Below are 21,234 nucleotides of genomic sequence, written 5' to 3'. Positions count from 1 at the left end.
CGCGATACCCGGCACCGGCACGTGCGATACGGGCACCGGCACGTGCGATACGGGCGCCGGCGGACACAATGGGGGGCGTGAGTAACGCCAGCCAGTCACCCCTGTCCCCGCTGCCCTCCTCCGACCGTCCCGATGTCGCCGCCCGGCTCCGGGACGCCCTGCTCGGAGCCTCCTTCACCGCCGACGGACTGCTCGAACTGCTCGGCGCCCCCGCGTACGCGGCCCTGGCCCGGAGCGAGACCGTGCCCGCGCTCCGGGCGACCCGCGGGGACACGCCGCTGGAGTTGCTCGTCCGGCTGTTCCTCCTTCAGCAGCCCGTGCCGCACGCGCGCGTGGCGGACGTCCTGCCCGTCGAAGCGTGCCTGGAGAGCGGCTGGCTGACGCGCGTCGGCGGCGAGGAGTTCGCCGCCGCCGTGGACGTACGGCCGTACGGCGGGCCCGGTGGCGAGGACTGGTTCATCGTGTCGGACCTGGGCTGCGCGGTCGGTGGCGCCGGCGGGATCGGCCGGCGTGACGAGGGAGTCGTCCTGGGAGTCGGCGGCGCCTCCACGACACTCGCCGGCATCACCGTCCGTACGCCCGTCGCCGCCGCGCTCGACCTCGGCACCGGCTCCGGCATCCAGGCGCTGCACGCCGTGCAGCACGCCACGCGCGTGACCGCCACCGACCTCAACCCGCGCGCGCTGCACATCACCGCTCTCACGCTGGCGCTGTCCGGCACCCCGGCGGCCGATCTGCGCGAAGGCTCCCTCTTCGAGCCGGTGCGGGACGAGGAGAAGTACGACCTGATCGTCTCGAACCCGCCGTTCGTGATCTCTCCCGGCGCCCGGCTCACCTACCGCGACGGTGGGATGGGCGGGGACGATCTGTGTCGCACGCTCGTTCAGGAGGCGGGGGAGCGGCTGAACGAGGGCGGGTTCGCGCAGTTCCTCGCCAACTGGCAGCACGTGGAAGGGGAGGACTGGCAGGAGCGGCTCAGGTCATGGGTGCCCCGGGGCTGTGACGCGTGGGTCGTGCAGCGCGAGGTGCAGGACGTCAACCAGTACGCCGAGCTGTGGCTGCGGGACGCGGGCGACCACCGCGAGGACGTGGCGGAGTACCAGGCGCGGTACGACGCCTGGCTGGACGAGTTCGAGGCGCGCAAGGTGAAGGCGGTCGGCTTCGGCTGGATCACCCTGCGCAGGACGGGCGCCGCCGTGCCCTCCATCACGGCGGAGGAGTGGCCGCATCCGGTCGAGCAGCCGCTCGGAGACACCATCCGGGCCCACTTCGACCGGCTCGACTACCTGCGCGACCACGACGACGCCGCGCTGCTCGAAGCACACTTCCGGCTCGGCGCCGAGGTCGTGCAGGAACAGGTCGGGCTGCCCGGCGCGGAGGACCCCGAGCATGTCGTGCTGCGCCAGAACCGCGGCATGCGCCGGGCCACCCGGGTGGACACGGTCGCCGCCGGCTTCGCGGGCGTGTGCGACGGCACGATGAGCGCCGGCCGCATCCTCGACGCCATCGCCCAGCTGATCGGCGAGGACCCGGTGCTGCTGCGCGACCGCACTCCGGCGCAGATCCGGCTGCTCGTCGAGCAGGGGTTCCTGGAGCCGGTCCGCTGAGGGACTCGGCAGGGGCGCCTGCCGAGGGGCCGTCGTGCACCACATGCAGGGGTGCCCGTGCACCGCATACGAGGGGCGCGCCCCTGCACCACATCCATGAGGGCGCCCCTGCACCACATCGGCCCCATGTGCCACTCACCGCGCCCCAGGCCCCGTGCTCACCCCTCACAGGCCCTCGTCGAGGAGACCCGTCAATAAAATTCGAGTCGATTTGAACACCTCGTCCAAAACGGTCCGTGAGGGCCCGGACGTCCCCGATCCGCGGCTGTGTCGCCCCGGCGTTCACCTCCGGTTCGCCTGCCCGCCGCCCACGCGTGTCAGCCTCCGGTGGCTGGACAGACGCGGACGGGAGAAAAGGGGCACGGCGAGCGATGGAGAGCGAACCGGCGATCTTCGCGGGAGCGGTGTTCTCCCTGTTCGGGGGCGGACTGCTGGCGTGGACCCTGACATGCGTACGCCGGCACCAGCCCGTCGCCCAGGGTGTGAGCCCGGTCGCTTCGGCGACCCTCGCGAGCGTCGTCGCACTGCTCGCCCTGGCGGCCGGAACCTGGTGCTTCACCCGCCTCTGAAGCCCGTGCCGGCGAGGCGCCCCTGGGTAACCGGGAGGTTGCACTCCGCATGGACCCGGGCCTGCTCCGGTCACTCCGGGCGGCAGGAACGGTGGTAGTCGGGTTACCGTTCGAGTGGCCGTTGCGGGCTTTTCCCGTTTGACACGGGGGCGGGATGTACCGTCACACTCCGCAGCGTCACCACGACCCGACCCCGGGAGACGAACCCTGGGGAGGCCCCAGCGTCGACCGGAGAGAAGAGCGAAGTTGTCCCCGACCAGCGAGACCGCACAGGGCGGCCGCCGACTCGTCATCGTCGAGTCGCCTGCCAAGGCGAAGACGATCAAGGGCTACCTGGGCCCCGGCTACGTAGTCGAGGCGAGCGTCGGGCACATCCGCGACCTTCCCAACGGCGCCGCCGAGGTGCCCGAGAAGTACACCGGCGAGGTCCGCCGCCTCGGTGTGGACGTCGAACATGACTTCCAGCCGATCTATGTGGTCAACGCCGATAAGAAGGCGCAGGTCAAGAAGCTCAAGGACCTGCTGAAGGACTCCGACGAGCTCTTCCTCGCCACCGATGAGGACCGCGAGGGCGAGGCCATCGCCTGGCACCTCCAGGAGGTGCTCAAGCCCAAGGTCCCGGTCAAGCGGATGGTCTTCCACGAGATCACCAAGGCCGCGATCCAGGCCGCCGTGGCCAACCCGCGCGAGCTGAACCAGAAGCTCGTCGACGCCCAGGAGACCCGCCGCATCCTCGACCGCCTCTACGGCTACGAGGTCTCGCCGGTCCTGTGGAAGAAGGTCATGCCGCGGCTGTCCGCGGGCCGTGTCCAGTCGGTCGCCACACGGCTCGTCGTGGAGCGGGAACGCGAGCGCATCGCCTTTCGTTCGGCTGAGTACTGGGATCTGACGGGCACCTTCGCCACCGGCCGCGCGGGGGACCAGTCGGATCCGTCGTCGCTGGTCGCGCGCCTCCAGACCGTCGACGGCAGGCGGGTCGCGCAGGGCCGCGACTTCGACTCCCTGGGACAACTGAAGAGCGCGAACACCCTCCACCTCGACGAGGCGAACGCCCGGGCCCTGGCCGCCGCCCTGGAGCAGACGCAGTTCGCCGTCCGCTCTGTCGAGTCCAAGCCGTACCGCCGCTCGCCGTACGCCCCGTTCCGTACGACGACGTTGCAGCAGGAGGCGAGCCGCAAGCTCGGCTTCGGCGCGAAGGCGACCATGCAGATCGCCCAGAAGCTGTACGAGAACGGCTACATCACCTATATGCGTACGGACTCCACGACCCTGAGCGACACGGCGGTCGCCGCCGCCCGCGCCCAGGTCACGCAGCTGTACGGCGCCGACTACCTGCCGCCGCAGCCGAGGACGTACGCCGGGAAGGTCAAGAACGCGCAGGAGGCCCACGAGGCGATCCGCCCCTCGGGTGATCGTTTCCGCACTCCCGCCGAGACCGGACTGACCGGCGACCAGTTCAAGCTCTACGAGCTGATCTGGAAGCGGACCGTCGCCTCCCAGATGAAGGACGCGACCGGCAACAGCGTCACGGTGAAGATCGGCGGCACGGCGGCCGACGGCCGGGACGTCGAGTTCAGCGCGTCCGGCAAGACGATCACCTTCCACGGCTTCCTCAAGGCGTACGTCGAAGGCGCCGACGACCCGAACGCCGAGCTCGACGACCGCGAGCGCCGGCTGCCCCAGGTCTCCGAGGGCGACGCCCTGAGCGCCGAGGAGATCAGGGTCGACGGGCACGCCACCAAGCCCCCGGCCCGCTACACCGAGGCCTCCCTGGTCAAGGAGCTGGAAGAGCGCGAGATCGGCCGCCCGTCGACGTACGCGTCGATCATCGGCACGATCCTGGACCGCGGCTACGTGTTCAAGAAGGGCACGGCCCTGGTGCCGTCCTTCCTGTCCTTCGCCGTGGTCAACCTCCTGGAGAAGCACTTCGGGCGGCTCGTCGACTACGACTTCACCGCCAAGATGGAGGACGACCTCGACCGCATCGCCCGCGGTGAGGCCAAGTCCGTGCCGTGGCTGAAGCGGTTCTACTTCGGTGAGGGCACAGGCGGGGGCGGTGCCGCCGACGCCGGCAACGGCGACGGGGACCACCTCGGCGGCCTCAAGGAGCTGGTGACCGACCTGGGCGCGATCGACGCGCGCGAGGTGTCGTCGTTCCCCGTGGGCAACGACATCGTGCTGCGGGTCGGCCGCTACGGCCCCTACATCGAGCGCGGCGAGAAGGACACCGAGCAGCACCAGCGCGCCGACATCCCGGACGACCTGGCGCCGGACGAGCTGACCGTCGACCTCGCGGAGGAACTGCTCGCCAAGCCGAGCGGCGACTACGAACTGGGCACGGACCCGGCCACCGGCCACACGATCGTCGCCAAGGACGGTCGCTACGGCCCGTACGTGACGGAGATCCTCCCCGAGGGCACCCCGAAGACGGGCAAGAACGCGGTCAAGCCGCGCACGGCGTCCCTGTTCAAGTCGATGTCCCTGGACACGGTGACCCTCGACGACGCCCTGAAGCTCATGTCGCTGCCGCGTGTCGTCGGCACCGACGCCGAAGGCCAGGAGATCACCGCGCAGAACGGCCGCTACGGCCCGTACCTGAAGAAGGGCACGGACTCGCGCTCGCTCCAGGCCGAGGAGCAGCTCTTCACGATCACGCTGGAGGAGGCGCTGGCGATCTACGCCCAGCCGAAGCAGCGTGGCCGGGCGGCCGCCAAGCCGCCGCTGAAGGAGCTGGGCACCGACCCGGTGAGCGAGAAGCCGGTCGTCGTCAAGGACGGCCGCTTCGGGCCGTACGTCACCGACGGGGAGACCAACGCGACCCTGCGCTCCGGCGACAGCGTCGAGACGATCACCCCGGAGCGCGGTTTCGAGCTGCTCGCCGAGAAGCGTGCGAAGGCCCCGGCGAAGAAGACCGCGAAGAAGGCGGCCAAGAAGGCTCCGGCGAAGAAGACGACGGCGGCCAAGAAGACCGCGGCGAAGAAGACCACGACCGCGAAGAAGACGACGGCCAAGAAGACCACGACCGCGAAGAAGACGGCCGCCAAGACGGCGACCGCCTCGGAGCCGGCGGAGGACTGAGGCCCGTTCAGGGCAGGTTCGGGATTGGCGCGGGTCCCGTTCGGGATCGGCGCGGGTCCCGTTCGGGATCGGCGCGGGCCTAGTTCGGAATTCGCGCAGGCCCCGTTCCGGGTTCGCGCAGGCCCCGTTCCGGGTTCGCGCGGGGCCTGTCCGGATTGGCGCGGGTCCTGTCTCGGATTCGCGCGGGTCCCATCCGGGATTCGCGCGAGGCTCGTCCGGTATCCGGACTTCCAAGGTCCGGATCTTCGCCCAGGGTTCGGAAAGCGAACGCCCCGGCAACACTTCGGTGTCGGGGCGTGCGCATGCCAGGCCGGGCATCCCAGGGTGTCGGTGGCTCCCGATAGGCTGAATGCATGACGCGAGCTGAGCATCCAACGGCCTCTCAGCCGGCCCCCGACGACGCCCTGGTCGCGGACTCCCGCGAGCGTGCCGTCCGCGCCCTGCTGCGCCGTCCGCAGTTGAAGCGGTTGTGGAGCGCACAGCTCGTGGGCGGCGTGGGCGACACCCTCGCCCTTCTCGTGCTGGTCGTCCTGGCCCTCCAAGCGGCCGTCGCCGACGGCTCGTTCGGCGGCGGCTACCGAGGCGTGGCGTTCGCAGTGGCGACCGTTTTCGGGGTGCGCATCCTGGCGACGCTCCTGTTCGGCGCCGTGCTCCTCGGTCCCCTCACCGCGCTCACCTCCCAGGACGGCCCGCTGGACCGCCGCTGGACCATGGTGGGCGCGGACGGACTGCGCGCGGCGCTGCTCATCGTCGCCCCGCTGTGGATCGACTGGACGCCCGATGACGCGCTGGCCATTCTCCTCGTCACGGCCTTCGTGACCGGAGTCGCCGAGCGGTTCTGGACGGTGTGCCGCGAGAGCGCGGCCCCCGCGCTGCTGCCGCCCCCGCCGCCGGAAGGCGCGACGGTCCGGCCGCTGCCCGACCACATGGACGCCCTGCGCCGCCTGTCGCTGCGCACCGGCTTCGTCTCGATCCCGCTCGCGGCCGTCGCCCTCGTCGTCGCGGCCCTGTTCAACAACCTGCTGGGCGCCGGCATCGACTGGTTCGCCCAGCACCAGGCGGCCCTCGGCTCCTACGTCGCGGCAGGGCTGTTCGCCGCCTCCCTGTCCGTGCTGACCTTCCTGGAACTGCCCGCCACGCGCACCCCCCGCGCGCGGTCGCCGCTCGAAGGGCTGCGCCGTCCGAAGACCGGCACCGGCGCCGACAAGGGCCGCACCGGTGTGATGCCGCTGCTGGTGCTGGCCTGCGCGGCCGTCGCCGCCGCGGTGTCAGCCGCCGTCGCCGTGGCCGTGCTGCACGCCAAGGACCTGGGCGGCGGCCCGGTGCTCTACGGGCTGTTCGTGGGCGCGCTGACCGGCGGTGTCGTCGTCGGCATCCGTACGGCGCCCTCGCTGATGCCCGCCCTGTCACGCCGCCGGCTGCTCGCGCTGGCCATCGCCTTCACCGGTGTCGCGCTGCTGGCCGCCGGGCTCGTCCCGGACGTCACCAGCGTGCTGCTGATCCTCGCGCTGGCCGGCGTCGGCGCGGGCATGTCCGCCAACATCGGGCACACCCTGCTCGACCAGGAGACCGAGGAGTACCGGCGGTCCCGCACGACGGAGCACCTGCACGCGGTCGTCCGCGTCTGCGTGGCGCTCGGTGCGGTGATCGCCCCGCTGGTGGCCGCGGGGATCGGGCCGCACCGGCTGGAGAGCGGCAAGTTCGTCTTCGCGCACGGCGGCGCGGCCTTCACGTTGATGCTGGCCGGCGCGCTGCTGCTGCCGGTGGCCGCGCTGGTGCTGGCCAAGGTCGACGACCGTTCCGGAGTGCCGCTGCGCCAGGACCTGCGCGACGCGCTGCTCCGCGGCGACGACCCGGAGCAGGCGCCCGCCGCCTCCGGTTTCTTCATCGCCCTGGAGGGCGGCGACGGGGCCGGGAAGTCCACGCAGGCCGAGGCGCTCGCCGAGTGGATCCGCGGCAAGGGCCACGAGGTCGTGCTGACGCGCGAGCCGGGGGCGACGCCGGTGGGCAAGCGGCTGCGGTCCATCCTGCTGGACGTGTCGAGCGAGGGCCTGTCGCACCGCGCGGAGGCGCTGCTGTACGCGGCCGACCGGGCCGAGCACATCGACACCGTCGTACGGCCCGCCCTGGAGCGCGGCGCGGTCGTCATCTCCGACCGGTACATCGACTCCTCCGTCGCCTACCAGGGTGCGGGCCGCGACCTGTCGCCGACCGAGATCGCCCGGATCAACCGCTGGGCGACGAACGGGCTGGTGCCGCATCTGACCGTCCTGCTGGACGTCGCGCCGGAGACCGCGCGCGAGCGGTTCACCGAGGCGCCGGACCGGCTGGAGTCGGAGCCGGCCGAGTTCCACGCGCGTGTGCGGGCCGGTTTCCTGACCCTGGCCGCGGCCGACGCCGGGCGGTACCTGGTGGTGGACGCCGGCCAGGAGCCCGAGGCCGTCACGACCGTCATCCGGCACCGGCTCGACCAGGTGCTGCCGCTGTCCGAGGCCGAGATCAAGGCCCAGGAGGAGGCGCGCAAGAAGGCCGAGGAGGAGGCCCGCCGGAAGGCCGAGGAGGAGGCCGCCCGCAAGGCGGAGGAGGAGCGCCTGGAGCGTGAGCGCCAGGAGCAGCTCGCCCGGCTGCGTGCCGAGGAGGAGGAGCGCAAGCGGCGCGAGCTGGAAGAGGCGCAGCGGCGCGAGGCCGAACGGCAGGCGGAGGAGGCCCGTCGGCGGGCCGAGGAAGCGCGGAAGAAGGCCGAGGAGGAGCGGGCTCGGCTCCTCGCGGAGGAGAAGGCCCGCGCCGAGGAGGAGGCCCGGCGCAAGGCCGAGGAGGAGCGGCGCCGCAAGCATGCCGAGGAAGAGGCCCGGCTGCGCGCCGAGGCCGAGGCGCTCCGCCTGGAGAAGCAGCGCAAGGCCGAGGAGGCCCTGCTGCGGGCCGAGGAGGCCCGGCGTCTGGCGGAGGCGGCGGCCGCTGCCGCGGAGGCCGGTCCGAAGAGCTCCGCCCCGCGGGGCGCCTCCGGTCCGACGGCCGCTCAGGACGCGGCGACGGTGCCGACGCCCGTGGTGAAACCGGGCGGCGCGGCGGACGACACGACCGTGCTGCGCCCGGTGCGGGACGAGCGGGACGAGGAGCAGGGCCGGGGCCGGACCTCCGGCGGGTCCGACGCCGAGGTGACGGCCGAGCTGCCCAAGCCGCCGGTTCCGCCGGGTGCGGGGGAGGAGACGGAGGTGCTGCCACCGGTTCGCCCGAGGCCCGGATCCGGATCCGGGGACGAGACCGATGTGCTGCCCCAGGTGCTCTCCGGGGCGGACGACGAGACGGCCGTGCTGCCTCCGGTCCGGCCGGGGGACGCCGAGGAGACGGCCGTGCTGCCGCCCGTGCGGGAGGACGAACCGGCGGACCGGGTTCCGCCCGGGTACTTCCGCAAGGACGCCCCGGCCGCCCGGCCCGACGGCACGGACCGTACGCGGGAGATGCCCCAGGTCGACGCCGAGGGCCGGCCCCGCCGGCGGTCCGACTGGGCCGAGGAGACGCCGCTGGACGACCTGCCGTCACTGGCGGACGAGCTGCTCGGACCGCACGAGGACGAGCCGGACGACGGGCGGGGACGCCGGGGGAAGGGCGGCCGGGGCCGCTGAGGCCTCCGGCGGTGCGACGAAGGGCCCGGGCCGACGCGGGAGTCGGGCCCGGGCCGGACTTGCGAAACGCCTGCGCCGGACCTGCGAAAGGCTCTCCCCGGACCGGCGAGACGCCTGTGCCGGACCGGCCGGACCGGGCGGCGGCGGCAGCCGTTGTCAGTGGTCACCCCCACAATGGATCTCACACCGTGGAACGTGACGAAAGGGCGGCGTGACCCATGACCGTGTGGGACGACCTCGTCGGGCAGGAGAGGGTGAGCGCCCAGCTGGACGCCGCCGCCCGGGACGCCGACGCCCTGGTCACCGCGGCCGGGACCGACGTTCCCCCGCCCGAGGCGTCGAAGATGACGCACGCGTGGCTGTTCACGGGCCCGCCCGGGGCCGGCCGGAACCAGGCGGCGCGGGCGTTCGCGGCGGCCTTGCAGTGCGTCAGCCCCGACCGCGCTCTCGGCGGCTCGCCGGGCTGCGGCTTCTGCGACGGATGTCACACGGCTCTGATCGGCACGCACGCCGACGTCACCACCGTCGCCGCGGTCGGCTCCCAGATCCTCGCCGACGACATGCGCGACACCGTCCGCAAGTCGTTCACGTCACCGGCGAACGGCCGCTGGCAGGTCATCCTCGTCGAGGACGCCGAGCGGCTGAACGAGAAGTCGGCCAACGCCGTCCTCAAGGCGGTGGAGGAGCCCGCCCCGCGCACGGTCTGGCTGCTGTGCGCGCCCTCCATCGAGGACGTCCTGCCGACGATCCGCTCTCGCTGCCGCCACCTGAACCTGAGCACGCCGTCGGTCGACGCCGTAGCCGACATGCTCGTACGCCGTGAGGGCATCGAGCCGGACGTCGCCGCCGCGGTGGCCCGCGCGACCCAGGGCCATGTCGACCGGGCCCGCCGCCTGGCCACGGACTCGGCCGCGCGCGAGCGCCGTGCCGCCGTGCTGAGGCTGCCGCTGCGGGTGGAGGAGATCGGCAGTGCGCTCAAGGCGGCCCAGGAGCTCGTCGACGCGGCCGCCGAGGACGCCAAGCAGCTCGCCGAGGAGACGGACTCCAAGGAGACCGAGGAGCTGAAGGCCGCCCTCGGCGCGTCCCAGGGCGGCCGCATGCCGCGCGGTACGGCGGGCGTGATGAAGGACCTGGAGGACAAGCAGAAGCGCCGCAGAACGCGCACGCAGCGCGACAGCCTCGACCTCGCCCTGACCGACCTCACGTCCTTCTACCGCGACGTCCTCGCCCTCCAGCTCGGCTCCCGCGTGGCCATCGCCAACGCGGACGCCGAGGACGCCCTGGAGCGCCTCGCCCGCGGCAGCGCCCCGGAGTCCACGCTCCGCCGCCTCGATGCGATCGCCGCCTGCCGTGACGCCCTCGACCGCAACGTGGCGCCGCTGCTCGCGGTGGAGGCGATGACGATGGCGCTCAGAGCGGGCTGAGCCGGCACCGGCGGAGCGGCCCCGCGCGGCTTGCGCACGAGGCGGAAGTGGAGTTGACGCCGTAACTCGTACGAGGCACGACACGCACGCTGGGCATCCATTCCGTCGCCCAGAGTTACGCTCGCTGGATGGACACAAGGCGCCTTCCCCGCTCCGCCTCCCGCTCCGTCTCCCGTTCCGGCGGCCTGCACCGCCGGACCCGCGGCGCAGGCAGGACCGCGGCCGGCCTCCTCGCCACGGCCGCGCTGCTCGTCTCCGCCTGCTCCTCCGGGAGCTCGACGACGTCCGCCACGGCTGCGGCGGAGGAAGCGGCACTGGTCGCGCTGCCGCGGTCCACCCCCGCCGCGCTCACGCCGTACTACGACCAGAAGCCGGCCTGGCGCCGCTGCGACATCCACGGCTTCGAGTGCGCCACGATCAAGGCACCGCTCGACTACGCCAAGCCGTCCGCCGGAGACGTCCGGCTCGCCGTCGCCCGCAAGAAGGCCACGGGCCCGGGCAAGCGGCTGGGCTCGCTGCTCGTGAACCCCGGCGGGCCCGGCGGCTCGGCGATCGGCTACGTCCAGGCGTACGCCGGCATCGGCTACCCGGCCGAGGTCCGTGCCCGCTACGACATGGTGGCGGTCGACCCGCGCGGCGTGGCCGGCAGTGAGCCCGTGGAGTGTCTGGACGGGCCGGAGATGGACACCTACACGCAGACGGACACCACGCCCGACGACGCCAAGGAGACCGACGGGCTGGTCGAGGCGTACCGGACGTTCGCCGAGGGCTGCGGCGCGGACTCGCCCCGGCTGCTGCGCCACGTGTCCACCGTGGAGGCGGCCCGGGACATGGACATCGTGCGGGCGGCGCTCGGCGACAAGAAGCTGAACTACGTCGGCGCCTCCTACGGCACCTTCCTCGGCGCGACGTACGCCGGGCTCTTCCCGGACCGGACGGGCCGGCTGGTGCTGGACGGCGCGATGGACCCGTCGCTGCCCGCCCGCCGGCTGAACCTCGAACAGACGGCGGGCTTCGAGACGGCGTTCCGGTCGTTCGCGCGGGACTGCGTACGGCGTTCGGACTGCCCGCTGGGCAAGGCGGGCACCTCGCCCGAGCAGGTCGGCAAGAACCTCAAGGCGTTCTTCGAGAAGCTGGACGCGCGGCCGGCCACCACCGGCGACGCCGACGGCCGCCGCCTCACCGAGTCGCTCGCCACCACCGGCGTGATCGCGGCCATGTACGACGAGGGCGCCTGGCAGCAGCTGCGCGAGGCGCTGACGTCCGCGATGAAGGAGAACGACGGCTCCGGGCTCCTCGTCCTCTCCGACGGCTACTACGAGCGGGACGCCGACGGCGGCTACAGCAACCTGATGTTCGCCAACGCGGCCGTGAACTGCCTCGATCTGCCGCCCGCCTTCGACACCCCCGACGAAGCGCGCAGGGCGCTCCCCGAGTTCGAGAAGGCGTCCCCGGTCTTCGGTGAGGGCCTGGCATGGGCGGCCCTGAACTGCGCGTACTGGCCGGTCCACGCCACGGGCGAGCCGCACCGCATCGAGGCGAAGGGCGCCGCCCCCCTCGTCGTGGTCGGCACCACCCGTGACCCGGCGACCCCGTACCGCTGGGCGCAGGCCCTGGCAGGCCAGCTCTCCTCGGCCCGCCTCCTCACCTACGAGGGCGACGGCCACACGGCCTACGGCCGCGGCAGCTCCTGCATCGACCGGACGATCAACGCGTACCTCCTCCGCGGCACCCCTCCCACGGACGGAAAGCGCTGCTCATGACCCCGTCCCCAGCCCCGGAGGGCCCGCCTCCGGGGCTGGTTCGGAGCACCCTCGGAAACTGTGTAGACTTACCGTCGTTGCTGATCGCACCATAGTGCGGACAGCGCGCCGCCTTAGCTCAGATGGCCAGAGCAACGCACTCGTAATGCGTAGGTCTCGGGTTCGAATCCCGAAGGCGGCTCCGGTAAAGGCCAGGTCACATAGCATGTGACCTGGCCTTTTGTGTTGCTCGGGGCGGGACGCGTCAGGCGGCGGCCTCACTTCTTGTGCTCCTCGTCGGCCTGCTGCCGCCTGGCGAACCGCTCGTCCGTCCGCACCTGGCCTTCGGCTTGCGGGCGGAGTCGATCTCGACGTAGGCCGCCGGGCTGAACGTGATGATCTGTGACCGCATGCCCACAGCTTTCAGTGCCCGTTCTGCGCGACACGCGTGCCCGGTGCGGAATTTCGCGGCTGCCTACAATCGGACCCTCCTCTTCCGTAGGCGACTTTCGGTCGACCTGCACCACGGCTTCACAGGAACCACACAGGTAACCGCGAGTTGCGAGCGTCAACGGGCAACCGCTTTCCGGCCAGCAGCGCGTGAGCCCCGGGTTACCCCTTGTTACACACCGCTGGCCTGTGTCTATGGTGACTGTCGCGCTCGGCGGGATGTGACCACCCGCTCAAGTGCAGCTTCAGTCAGCGACCGGGGGAACCAGGTCGCCACGGGGGAGGGGGAGTTCGGCATGCCGCGAGGCCGGCAGTCGCCTTCAGTATCGACCCGTCCCTGGCCCTGACGGGAAGTCACCCCGCATACGGGAAACGCTTCTTCGGCAGTTACTGGTCCGTCAGGACCGTTCTCATCCATGCCTGAAAAGTCCCGTTGAAGGAGAGTCGTTGAGAATGCGCAGACCGGCCCGTGCCGGGATCGCGGGCCTTGCGGCCGCCGCGGTCCTGACCGGGCTCATACAAGCCGCGCCGGCGTTCGCCGGCACGAGTCCTCCCGATCCCGATCCGAAAGCGTCCGGCAATCCGTCGTCCGATCCGCCGGCACGTGTGCCGGATCCCGGCAAGAAGCTCGGGAAGGACTGGAAGACCTCGGCGGATCGGGCCGTGACCACCGCGGCGGACACCGGCGGCTTCAAGGTCCTCGTGGCGGACAGCAAGGACGCCTACGCGTGGCGGACCGTCGCCACGCTGGCGGAGCCCGGCATGCCGGCGGACTCGTGGATCGGTAACTCCTGCGTGATGGACCGTGATCACGCTGCGGTCGTGTACGCCCCGCGGACGTTCGTGAACAAGCCTGATCTGATGCAGGGTGGGGCGTTCGCCGCTGTCGTCGACCTGAAGTCCGGCAGGGTGACGAAGCTGCCCTTCACCAGTTCCCTGGCTTACTTCGACCCGTCGTGCAACCCCGAGACCCGGACGGCCGCGTTCACCGCGTTCCGCGAGCACAAGACCCGGCTCGTCACGGTCGACACCAGTGGCAAGACAGCAGCCGATACGACTGTCACTGGGCAGGTGACCTCAGCCGTCCCGGTGAAGGACGGGCTCGTCGCCGCGCACGGCCGTCACCTGGTGCACGTCGATCCGGCGGACGGGAAGCTCCAGAGGCTGGCTGCCGCGGACGGTGTGCCGTTCGACATCCGCCCCACCCGCAAGGGAATCGCGTTCCTCGACCGTAAAGACGACACGGCGCACGCCAAGCTGTGGAAGAGCGGGAGCACGCCGTCGCTGCTCGCGACAGGGAAGCTCGGAGACCTGGCCCTCGAACAGGGCACCGGCGGCCGGGCATTCCTCACCGGGGACGCCACGAACGCGAAGCTCGCGGGCACTGCGGTGGCCCGCCTGAACGTTCCGGCGGACACGGATGTGTCCACCCATGGCCGACTGGCCGTCGACCCCGTGCTCATGCCCGGCGTGCGTGCGGGCCTGGACCGGATCGGGAACGCGGGCAAGGGTTTCACCAAGGCCGAACCCTCACCCCGGGCGCGCATGTCCCAGGACCCCACGGACGGGGATCCCGCGGCGCCGACCATCACCAGTGTCGCGACGGCAACCGGGGAGAAGATCACCCAGGCGGTCGCCGACACCACCAGCGGCGCGGGGAAGGGGTCCTTCTCACCAGCCCTGCCCGCGGCCGGCAAGAGCGGGCGGACACCCGAGAAGAGCGGGCGGGCCGCGCAGGCGGCGGACCCGCACAATCCGGTCGACACGGACCGCTGGTGCTCCATCCCCCGCAACGACATCAAGCAACTCGCGCTGCAGCCGACTCCGAACCAGGTCGAGTGGGCCGTCAACATGGCGATCCGCGGCGAGCTGCGCTCCAAGTGGATCAAGCAGGGCGGCTGGCGCACGGGCCTGGGCACCGTCGACCCGCAGGGCCTGTTCCCGGCCCCGACGCTGAAGGGGAAGGCCGGCGCGCGTATCCCCGCCCAGGTGCTGCTGGGCGTACTCGCCCAGGAATCCAACCTGTGGCAGGCCGAAGGCGGCGCCATCCCGGGCCAGATGGGCAACCCGCAGGCGGCGATCGCCGGGTTCTACGGGCACAAGGGGGAGACCTCCGAGGCGTACTGGAGGATCAACTGGCACCAGTCGGACTGCGGCTACGGTGTCGGCCAGGTCACCGACGGCATGCGCCTCGCCGGCCTCGAGAAGCCCGGCGAGACGTCCCTGTCTCCGGCGAAGCAGAAGGCCGTGGCCCTGGACTACGCCGTCAACATCGCCGCGTCGATGTACATCCTCGCGGACAAGTGGAACCAGGTGCACACCGCGGGGCAGACCATCACCGTCAACAACGACGACCCGTCGAAGCCGGAGAACTGGTTCGCCGCGCTGTGGAACTACAACCTCGGCTTCAACGAGAACAAGGGTGACGGCAAGCCGTGGGGCCTGGGCTGGTACAACAACCCCGCCAACCCGTCCTACCCGCCCTCGCGGCACCCGTTCATGTCCGACCCGCGTGACGCCGCGAAGCCTCAGAACTGGCCGTACCAGGAGAAGGTGATGGGCTGGTCCGCCTGGTCCATGGACACCGGCTACTCCTACTCCACCGACGGGCGCCAGGACTGGCCCGGCGAGTCCGGGTTCTCCAGCGCCGGTTTCCGGCCCGCCTGGTGGATCAACCCGGGGCAGCGCGACCGGGTCAAGCCGCCCCTGGACGCGTTCTGCAACGCCACCAACAACTGCAACGCCGCCAACCCGCCGGACTGTCCGGACGCCGCGTGCTACGAGAAGTACTGGTGGCGCGGATCGAACGTGACGTGGAAGGCGAACTGCGACGCCGACTGCGGCAACGAGAGCATCAAGTACGTCACGCTGCGCGAGGAACCGGGCCGCGGCACTCGGCTGAAGCACGGAACGCCGGACTGCGGCGCCGCTCCCGCAGGGGCGCTGATCGTGGAGTCCGTCCCCGACAACGTCGACACCTACAGTTCCTGCGGATCGTCCGGCACCGACGCCGGGAACTTCCAGTTCACGTTCCATCCCAACCCGGCGGCGACCGGACCGGGTCTGGGCCCGTTCGAGGCCAAGGGAGACCTGCACCAGATCGGCGGTGGGCACGGCGGCCACTTCTGGTACACGCACACCCGCGACACCGCTCGTCTCGGCGGCCCCGGCGGCCGGATGACGATCGACGGCACCTGGACCCTGGGCCGCAGTGTCGAGTGGGCCCGCGTCTTCGCTCACATGCCGGACACCGGGGCGCACACCCAGCAGGCCCACTACGTGATCAAGGGGGTCGCGGGCGGTGACCGCCACCGCTACGTCAACACCCGCTTCAGCAAGAACACCTGGGTCGAACTCGGCGTCTACCGCTTCACCGGCACACCACGTGTGGAGCTGACCAACACCACGGACGACGGAACCGCGGACGAGGATGTCGCCTGGGACGCCGTCGCCTTCCAGCCGCTGTCGGGCAAGCCGAAGCACATGGTCGTCGCCATGGGCGACTCCTACACCTCCGGCGAAGGCGCCGGGGCTTATTCACCCGAGTCCGACCGGGGCCACGGGAAGAGCACCTGGAACGCGTGCCGGCGCAGCGACAACTCCTGGCCCCGCAAGATGAAGTTGCCCGGTCAGAGCACCAGCATCGGCGAGCTGTCGAACAACAGGAGCGCCACCGTCGACTTCCTGGACGTCAGTTGCTCCGGCGCGAAAACCTCGCAGATCACCACGGGAGACCCCACACCTTGGGGCGACATGGGCAACTACCGCGAGAAGAGCCAGATCGACTCCGGTGTCCTCAGCGCGGACACCACACTCGTGATGCTGACCATCGGCGGCAACGACGGGGACAACTTCACCGAAGCCATCACGGACTGCTACGTCATGTGGGGCGCCTGTGACGCGGCCGACTACACGGGCAGAGTCGACCAGGCCGTCACGGACACCGGGACAGTCATCGGCCAGATCGCGGCCGCCGCGCCGAACGCTCAGATCGTCCTCATGGGCTACCCGCGTCTGGTCGGGGAACAGCCGTGCGTCACAGCCGACTTCGACGCCCTGAACCAGCTGGCCGACTACTTCCGGGACAAGCAGAAGGCCAAGGTGACGGAGCTGAGCAGGACCGGAACCAGGGTGGCGTTCGCCGATGCGATCCCCGCCTTCCGGGGACACGGGATCTGTGAGAGCGACGAGTGGATCAACCGTGTCGTCGCCGGCCCGAACGGTGACGGCGACTTCCACGCCGGTGACCCGGCCAACCAGGCCCCGTGCCTGCCCTGGCCCGGGGAGAACGTCTGTGCCAGCCTGGAGTCGTTCCACCCGAAGAACGCCGGTACCGCGGGCTACGCCCGGGTGATGGAACAGGCACTGGCCGGTATCGGATACAAAGGCAGCTAGTGGGACCTGACACAACCGGCGGTGCGGTGGTCACGGGGCGGGCGAACCGCCTCGTGACCACCGGCTGCCTGACCATCCTGATCGCGCTGATCATCGTTCTCGGCGTCCCCGTCTCCTGGTTGTGGTACCGGCACTGGCACGACGGAAACGTCAACAAGGAGCGCGAGGAGAAGGCAGTCGCCTTGGTCCGGGAGCAGGCCCGTGCCACAGCGGACGAAACGGCCCGCGCACTCGGCACGAGCGGCGCGACCGACACCGACGCCCTCATCGGCGTGATCTGGCGGCACACAGAAGCTCCCGTGATCACCTATGAAGCGTCCCGTCGCGAGTTCACCGCCACGGCCGCATCGTCTGCTCATTACGATGCAAAGGCGATACTCCCCGGTGGAGGATCCGGCCAGGTGACCCGGTGTTTCGTCGTCACCTACACCCACCACCCTGGTCAGGCATGGACGTCGCGGGTCTCCGAGCGGGACGACGACGTGTGTCGTCCGGGCACCGAGATCGGCGGTCTGGTACGCCTCGCGCAAACGCGCATCTCCAGCATGTATGCCCAGGACCTGACGCGAGCCGGAGTGCAGAAGGCCCTGGACCCCACGGGACGGCTGCGTTCCTACGACGTCAAGAGCGTGGTGCGCAGGGCGGACACGGTGACCGTCTCCATCCTGCTCTCCAGCCCGGACGCAACGGTCGGTCAGTGCTACCGCTTCACCCGGCCCGTCCCCAACGACGACGGCCCGGGTACCACCACAGCGGTTCCGACGTCTTCGTGCTGACCCTGCTGCCATGACGTGTGCCTCTGTGGTGGTCGGAGCGGCGGAGCAGGACCGTCTTCCAGGCGGCCCGGATACCATCAGGGCTCCGGCAGGGCTCCCGATAGAGGCGACGATCATGGATCCGGCCGCAGTGTCCCCCACCGCAGCGCGCATCGGCCTGCGTCAGTTGCTGATGGTGCTGGGCGACTCGTTGGTGGAGGTGCAGGCGGCTCCCGCCGGACTGGACGTCGAGATCCGTGAGGTTTCGCTGCTCGATCCCGAGGACCCGCCGACCGCGCAGCCGGGCGAGCTGGTTCTCGTGATCGGTGCCCGTGGCCGGGCCGCCTTTCCCGCGCTGCGGGCCGCCGGGCGGGACGGAGCCGCCGCCGTCGTGGTGAAGCTGGACGGGCCCGGCCAGGCCGCGGCGCTCAGCGAGGCCGCTGCCGAGGCCGGGGTCGCCCTGCTCTCGCTGCGCAGCGAAGCACGCTGGGAGCAGGTGCACGCGCTGGCCCGGGCCGCCCTCGACGACGCACCGCCGGGTGAGCCGGGCATGGGGGCCGAGGAGGGTGACCTGTTCTCGCTCGCCCAGACCACCGCCATCCTCACCAGCGGCATCGTCAGCATCGAGGACGCCGCGAACCGGGTGCTGGCCTACTCCCGCACCACCGACTCCGACGAGGCGGACGACCTGCGCCGGCGCTCCATCCTCGGCTGGCAGGGACCGGAAGGGTATCTGGCGAAGCTGCGCGAGTGGGGTGTGTTCCAGCACCTGCACTCCAGCGACGAGGTGATCGGCATCGACAGCCACCCCGAGCTGGGCATCCGCCGCCGGCTCGCGGTGGCCATCCGGTCCGGGGACCGGCAGCTGGGCACCATCTGGGTGCAGGAGGGCTCGATCCCGCTGTCCGAACGCTCGAGCCAGGCACTGCTGGGCGCCGCCCGGGTCGCGGCGCTCCATCTCGTACGCCGTCGCCGGGAGCTCTCGGACGATGTGACGCTCACCCGGACCCTGCTGGCGGGACTCCTGGACGGGAGCACCGGACCGCAGCCACTGGCCACTCACCTGGGATTCGACGCCACCCGCCCGGCCGCCGTGCTGGGGTTCTCGTACGGGACCCCGGAGGCGTACGAGACCGCGGAGGGCGTCGCCGCGCCGGAACTGACCCACTCCGAGGTCACCAACCTGGTCTCCGTGCACATCGCCGCCCGGCACCGCAGCGCCCTGGTCACCCAGGTCGATCCCCGTATCTACGTGCTTCTGCCCCAGCTGCCCCGCGGCATCGACACGGACACGCTGCGCGGCTGGACCCAGGAGATCACCGACGCCGCACGCCGCCACCTGGGCCTGCCGCTGAGCGGCTCGGTCGGTTGCCTGGTGCCGGGGCTCGGGGACGTCCCCGAGTCGCGCCGGGAGGCCGACCGCATACTCGACGCCATGGCGAGCGCCGGAGTGACCGTCGCGGTCGCCGCGCTGCCGGACATCCAGGCGGAAGTGCTGGTCAGCGAGATTCTGGCGTTGCTCTCCGCCCGCCCCGAGATACGCGATCCCCGCCTGACCGCCCTGCTCACGCACGACAGCCGGCACCAGGGCCGGCTCGCCGAGACCCTCCTGACGTACCTGAACTCCTTCGGTGACATCCGCGCGGCGGCCGCACAGCTCCATGTGCACCCCAACACGCTGCGGTACCGCCTGCGCCGGGCCGAGCAGCTGACCGGCCTCGATCTCAGCCGTCCCGACCAGCGTCTGCTGGCCATGCTCCAGCTGCGGCTGCCGCCCACCGGCTGAACCGGTTCCGCATTGGCCGGTCGTACAGCCATCGAGGTCGAGTTTGTTCAGCCTTCACAAACATTTGGCCCCATGACCCCCCATACGCTTGCGCAAATCCATTTCCGCAAGTGATGCGGCCCACCTCCCACGAGGAGACGGAGCGAAACGCGGACGTGCGGTGACGACCCCATCACCAGCACGGCATCCGGAATCCGCGAACCGCACCGTGAACGCTTCCGGGAATCGTCAGTGCCCCGACCGTCCCTCCTGACGCACAGCACGGCACTCCCAACGACCCCATGGATGTCGACATGACTACACGTCCCCCCGATTCACTGGCCCCTGATACCGCTCGATCCACCAGTGGTCAGCCTCCGGAGCAGCAGGCAGGTCTTCAGGCCGGTCTCAAGAACCGCCATCTGTCCATGATCGCCATCGGCGGTGTGATCGGTGCCGGTCTCTTCGTGGGCTCCGCCTCCGGTATCGCCGCCGCCGGGCCCGGCATCCTGGTGTCCTACGCACTGGTCGGCGCCCTCGTCGTCTTCGTGATGCGGATGCTCGGCGAGATGGCCGCGGCCAACCCGACCTCCGGGTCCTTCTCGGCCTACGCGGACCGGGCGCTCGGCCGCTGGGCCGGGTTCTCGATCGGCTGGCTGTACTGGTTCTTCTGGGTCGTGGTACTCGCCGTGGAGGCGACCGCGGGCGCCGTCATCCTGGAAGGATGGGTACCGGCCGTACCGCAGTGGGCCTGGGCCCTGATCGTGATGACGGTCCTCACCGCCACGAACCTGGCCTCGGTCGGCTCCTTCGGCGAGTTCGAGTTCTGGTTCGCCGGCATCAAGGTCGTCGCCATCACGGGCTTCATCGTTCTCGGCGGGCTGGCCATCTTCGGTGTGCTGCCCGGCTCCGACCATGCCGCGACAGGATTCGGGAACCTCACCGAGCACGGCGGCTTCCTGCCGAACGGGCCGGGCGCGATCCTCACCGGCATCCTGCTGGTCGTCTTCTCCTTCATGGGCAGCGAGATCGTCACCCTCGCCGCCGGTGAGTCCTCGGACGCGCAGCGGGCGGTGGCCAAGGCCACCCGGAGCGTGATCTGGCGGGTCGGCGTCTTCTACGTCGGTTCGATCCTCGTAGTGGTCGCCCTGCTGCCGTGGAACGACCCCGCGATCGAGAAGAAGGGCTCCTACGTGGCGGCCCTCGACTCGATCGGCATCCCGCACGCCGGCGAGATCATGAACTTCATCGTGCTGACCGCCGTGCTGTCCTGTCTCAACTCCGGCCTCTACACCGCCTCCCGGATGGCCTTCTCCCTCGGGCAGCGCGGCGACGCCCCGCGGTCCTTCGTACGGACGAACGCGCGAGGTGTCCCGCAGGCCGCGATCCTGGCCTCCGTGGTCTTCGGCTTCGTGGCCGTCGCCTTCAACTACCTGTGGCCGGACACGGTTTTCCAGTTCCTGCTGAACTCCTCGGGCGCCGTAGCGCTCTTCGTGTGGCTGGTCATCTGCTTCTCGCAGCTGCGGATGCGGGGGATCATTCTGCGCGAGAGCCCGGAGAAGCTCGTCGTCCGGATGTGGCTGTTCCCCTATCTGACGTGGGCGACGATCGCGATGATCGGGTTCGTGCTCCTCTACATGCTCACCGATGAGAAGGAGGGCGGCGGCCGCAGCCAGGTGCTGCTCTCGGTGCTCGTCGCCGCGGTGGTGATCGCGATCTCGTTGGTCCGGGAGCGGTCCCGCCGGAAGGACACCGCGGAGCCGGTCGCGCCGCGGTAGCCCCGGCTCCGCTGGAACCCCGGGCCGGATCGACTCCGGCCCGGGGTT

General features: G+C 71.0%; 10 protein-coding genes and 1 tRNA gene. All 11 read left to right on the top strand.

What is annotated here, in order from left to right; genetic code table 11:
- Positions 1-68 precede the first annotated feature (68 nt).
- Positions 69-1,607 (top strand): DUF7059 domain-containing protein, encoded by a 1,539-nt coding sequence (locus tag ABFX81_RS07635; RefSeq protein WP_346137809.1) that lies wholly within the window; start codon positions 69-71, stop codon positions 1,605-1,607.
- Between the two features lie 371 nt (positions 1,608-1,978).
- Positions 1,979-2,176: a hypothetical protein gene (locus ABFX81_RS07630; protein WP_086846901.1), complete on the top strand. Its 198-nt coding sequence runs from the start codon at positions 1,979-1,981 to the stop codon at positions 2,174-2,176.
- 246 nt (positions 2,177-2,422) lie between these two features.
- Positions 2,423-5,254: a type I DNA topoisomerase gene (gene topA / locus ABFX81_RS07625; protein WP_086846899.1), complete on the top strand. Its 2,832-nt coding sequence runs from the start codon at positions 2,423-2,425 to the stop codon at positions 5,252-5,254.
- A 353-nt stretch (positions 5,255-5,607) separates the two neighbouring features.
- Positions 5,608-8,877 (top strand): dTMP kinase, encoded by a 3,270-nt coding sequence (gene tmk, locus ABFX81_RS07620; protein WP_086846897.1) that lies wholly within the window; start codon positions 5,608-5,610, stop codon positions 8,875-8,877.
- A gap of 218 nt (positions 8,878-9,095) precedes the next feature.
- On the top strand, positions 9,096-10,301 hold the full coding sequence (locus tag ABFX81_RS07615) for a DNA polymerase III subunit delta' (RefSeq protein ID WP_086851097.1): 1,206 nt from the start codon (positions 9,096-9,098) through the stop codon (positions 10,299-10,301).
- Positions 10,302-10,429: 128 nt separating this feature from the next.
- Positions 10,430-12,064 carry an alpha/beta hydrolase gene (locus ABFX81_RS07610; protein ID WP_346137808.1) on the top strand — a complete coding sequence of 545 codons (1,635 nt, stop codon included), beginning with the start codon at positions 10,430-10,432 and terminating at the stop codon, positions 12,062-12,064.
- A 107-nt stretch (positions 12,065-12,171) separates the two neighbouring features.
- Positions 12,172-12,245, top strand: a tRNA-Thr gene (locus tag ABFX81_RS07605).
- A gap of 701 nt (positions 12,246-12,946) precedes the next feature.
- Positions 12,947-16,888 carry a GDSL-type esterase/lipase family protein gene (locus ABFX81_RS07600; protein WP_086851099.1) on the top strand — a complete coding sequence of 1,314 codons (3,942 nt, stop codon included), beginning with the start codon at positions 12,947-12,949 and terminating at the stop codon, positions 16,886-16,888.
- The gene (locus tag ABFX81_RS07595) at positions 16,888-17,664 is read left to right on the top strand and encodes a hypothetical protein (protein ID WP_346137807.1); all 777 of its coding nucleotides are present in this window, start codon (positions 16,888-16,890) and stop codon (positions 17,662-17,664) included. Before ABFX81_RS07600 ends, ABFX81_RS07595 begins: the two co-directional genes overlap by 1 nt.
- 115 nt (positions 17,665-17,779) lie before the next feature.
- Positions 17,780-19,429 (top strand): PucR family transcriptional regulator, encoded by a 1,650-nt coding sequence (locus tag ABFX81_RS07590; RefSeq protein WP_346137806.1) that lies wholly within the window; start codon positions 17,780-17,782, stop codon positions 19,427-19,429.
- A 293-nt stretch (positions 19,430-19,722) separates the two neighbouring features.
- The gene (locus tag ABFX81_RS07585; RefSeq protein ID WP_086851111.1) at positions 19,723-21,186 is read left to right on the top strand and encodes an amino acid permease; all 1,464 of its coding nucleotides are present in this window, start codon (positions 19,723-19,725) and stop codon (positions 21,184-21,186) included.
- Positions 21,187-21,234 lie beyond the last annotated feature (48 nt).

This window comes from Streptomyces coeruleofuscus, from assembly GCF_039532725.1.
GTDB lineage: Bacteria > Actinomycetota > Actinomycetes > Streptomycetales > Streptomycetaceae > Streptomyces > Streptomyces coeruleofuscus.
Note: the sequence above shows the minus strand (reverse complement) of the source record. Positions and strands in the feature narration are given on the sequence as shown.

What these genes read in the sequence shown, in the direction of transcription:
- tmk (WP_086846897.1), top strand. Translation starts at nt 5,608, where the DNA reads ATGACGCGAGCTGAGCATCCAACGGCCTCTCAGCCGGCCCCCGACGAC.
- ABFX81_RS07610 (WP_346137808.1), top strand. Translation starts at nt 10,430, where the DNA reads ATGGACACAAGGCGCCTTCCCCGCTCCGCCTCCCGCTCCGTCTCCCGT.
- ABFX81_RS07630 (WP_086846901.1), top strand. Translation starts at nt 1,979, where the DNA reads ATGGAGAGCGAACCGGCGATCTTCGCGGGAGCGGTGTTCTCCCTGTTC.
- ABFX81_RS07635 (WP_346137809.1), top strand. Translation starts at nt 69, where the DNA reads ATGGGGGGCGTGAGTAACGCCAGCCAGTCACCCCTGTCCCCGCTGCCC.
- ABFX81_RS07615 (WP_086851097.1), top strand. Translation starts at nt 9,096, where the DNA reads ATGACCGTGTGGGACGACCTCGTCGGGCAGGAGAGGGTGAGCGCCCAG.
- ABFX81_RS07590 (WP_346137806.1), top strand. Translation starts at nt 17,780, where the DNA reads ATGGATCCGGCCGCAGTGTCCCCCACCGCAGCGCGCATCGGCCTGCGT.
- ABFX81_RS07585 (WP_086851111.1), top strand. Translation starts at nt 19,723, where the DNA reads ATGACTACACGTCCCCCCGATTCACTGGCCCCTGATACCGCTCGATCC.
- ABFX81_RS07600 (WP_086851099.1), top strand. Translation starts at nt 12,947, where the DNA reads ATGCGCAGACCGGCCCGTGCCGGGATCGCGGGCCTTGCGGCCGCCGCG.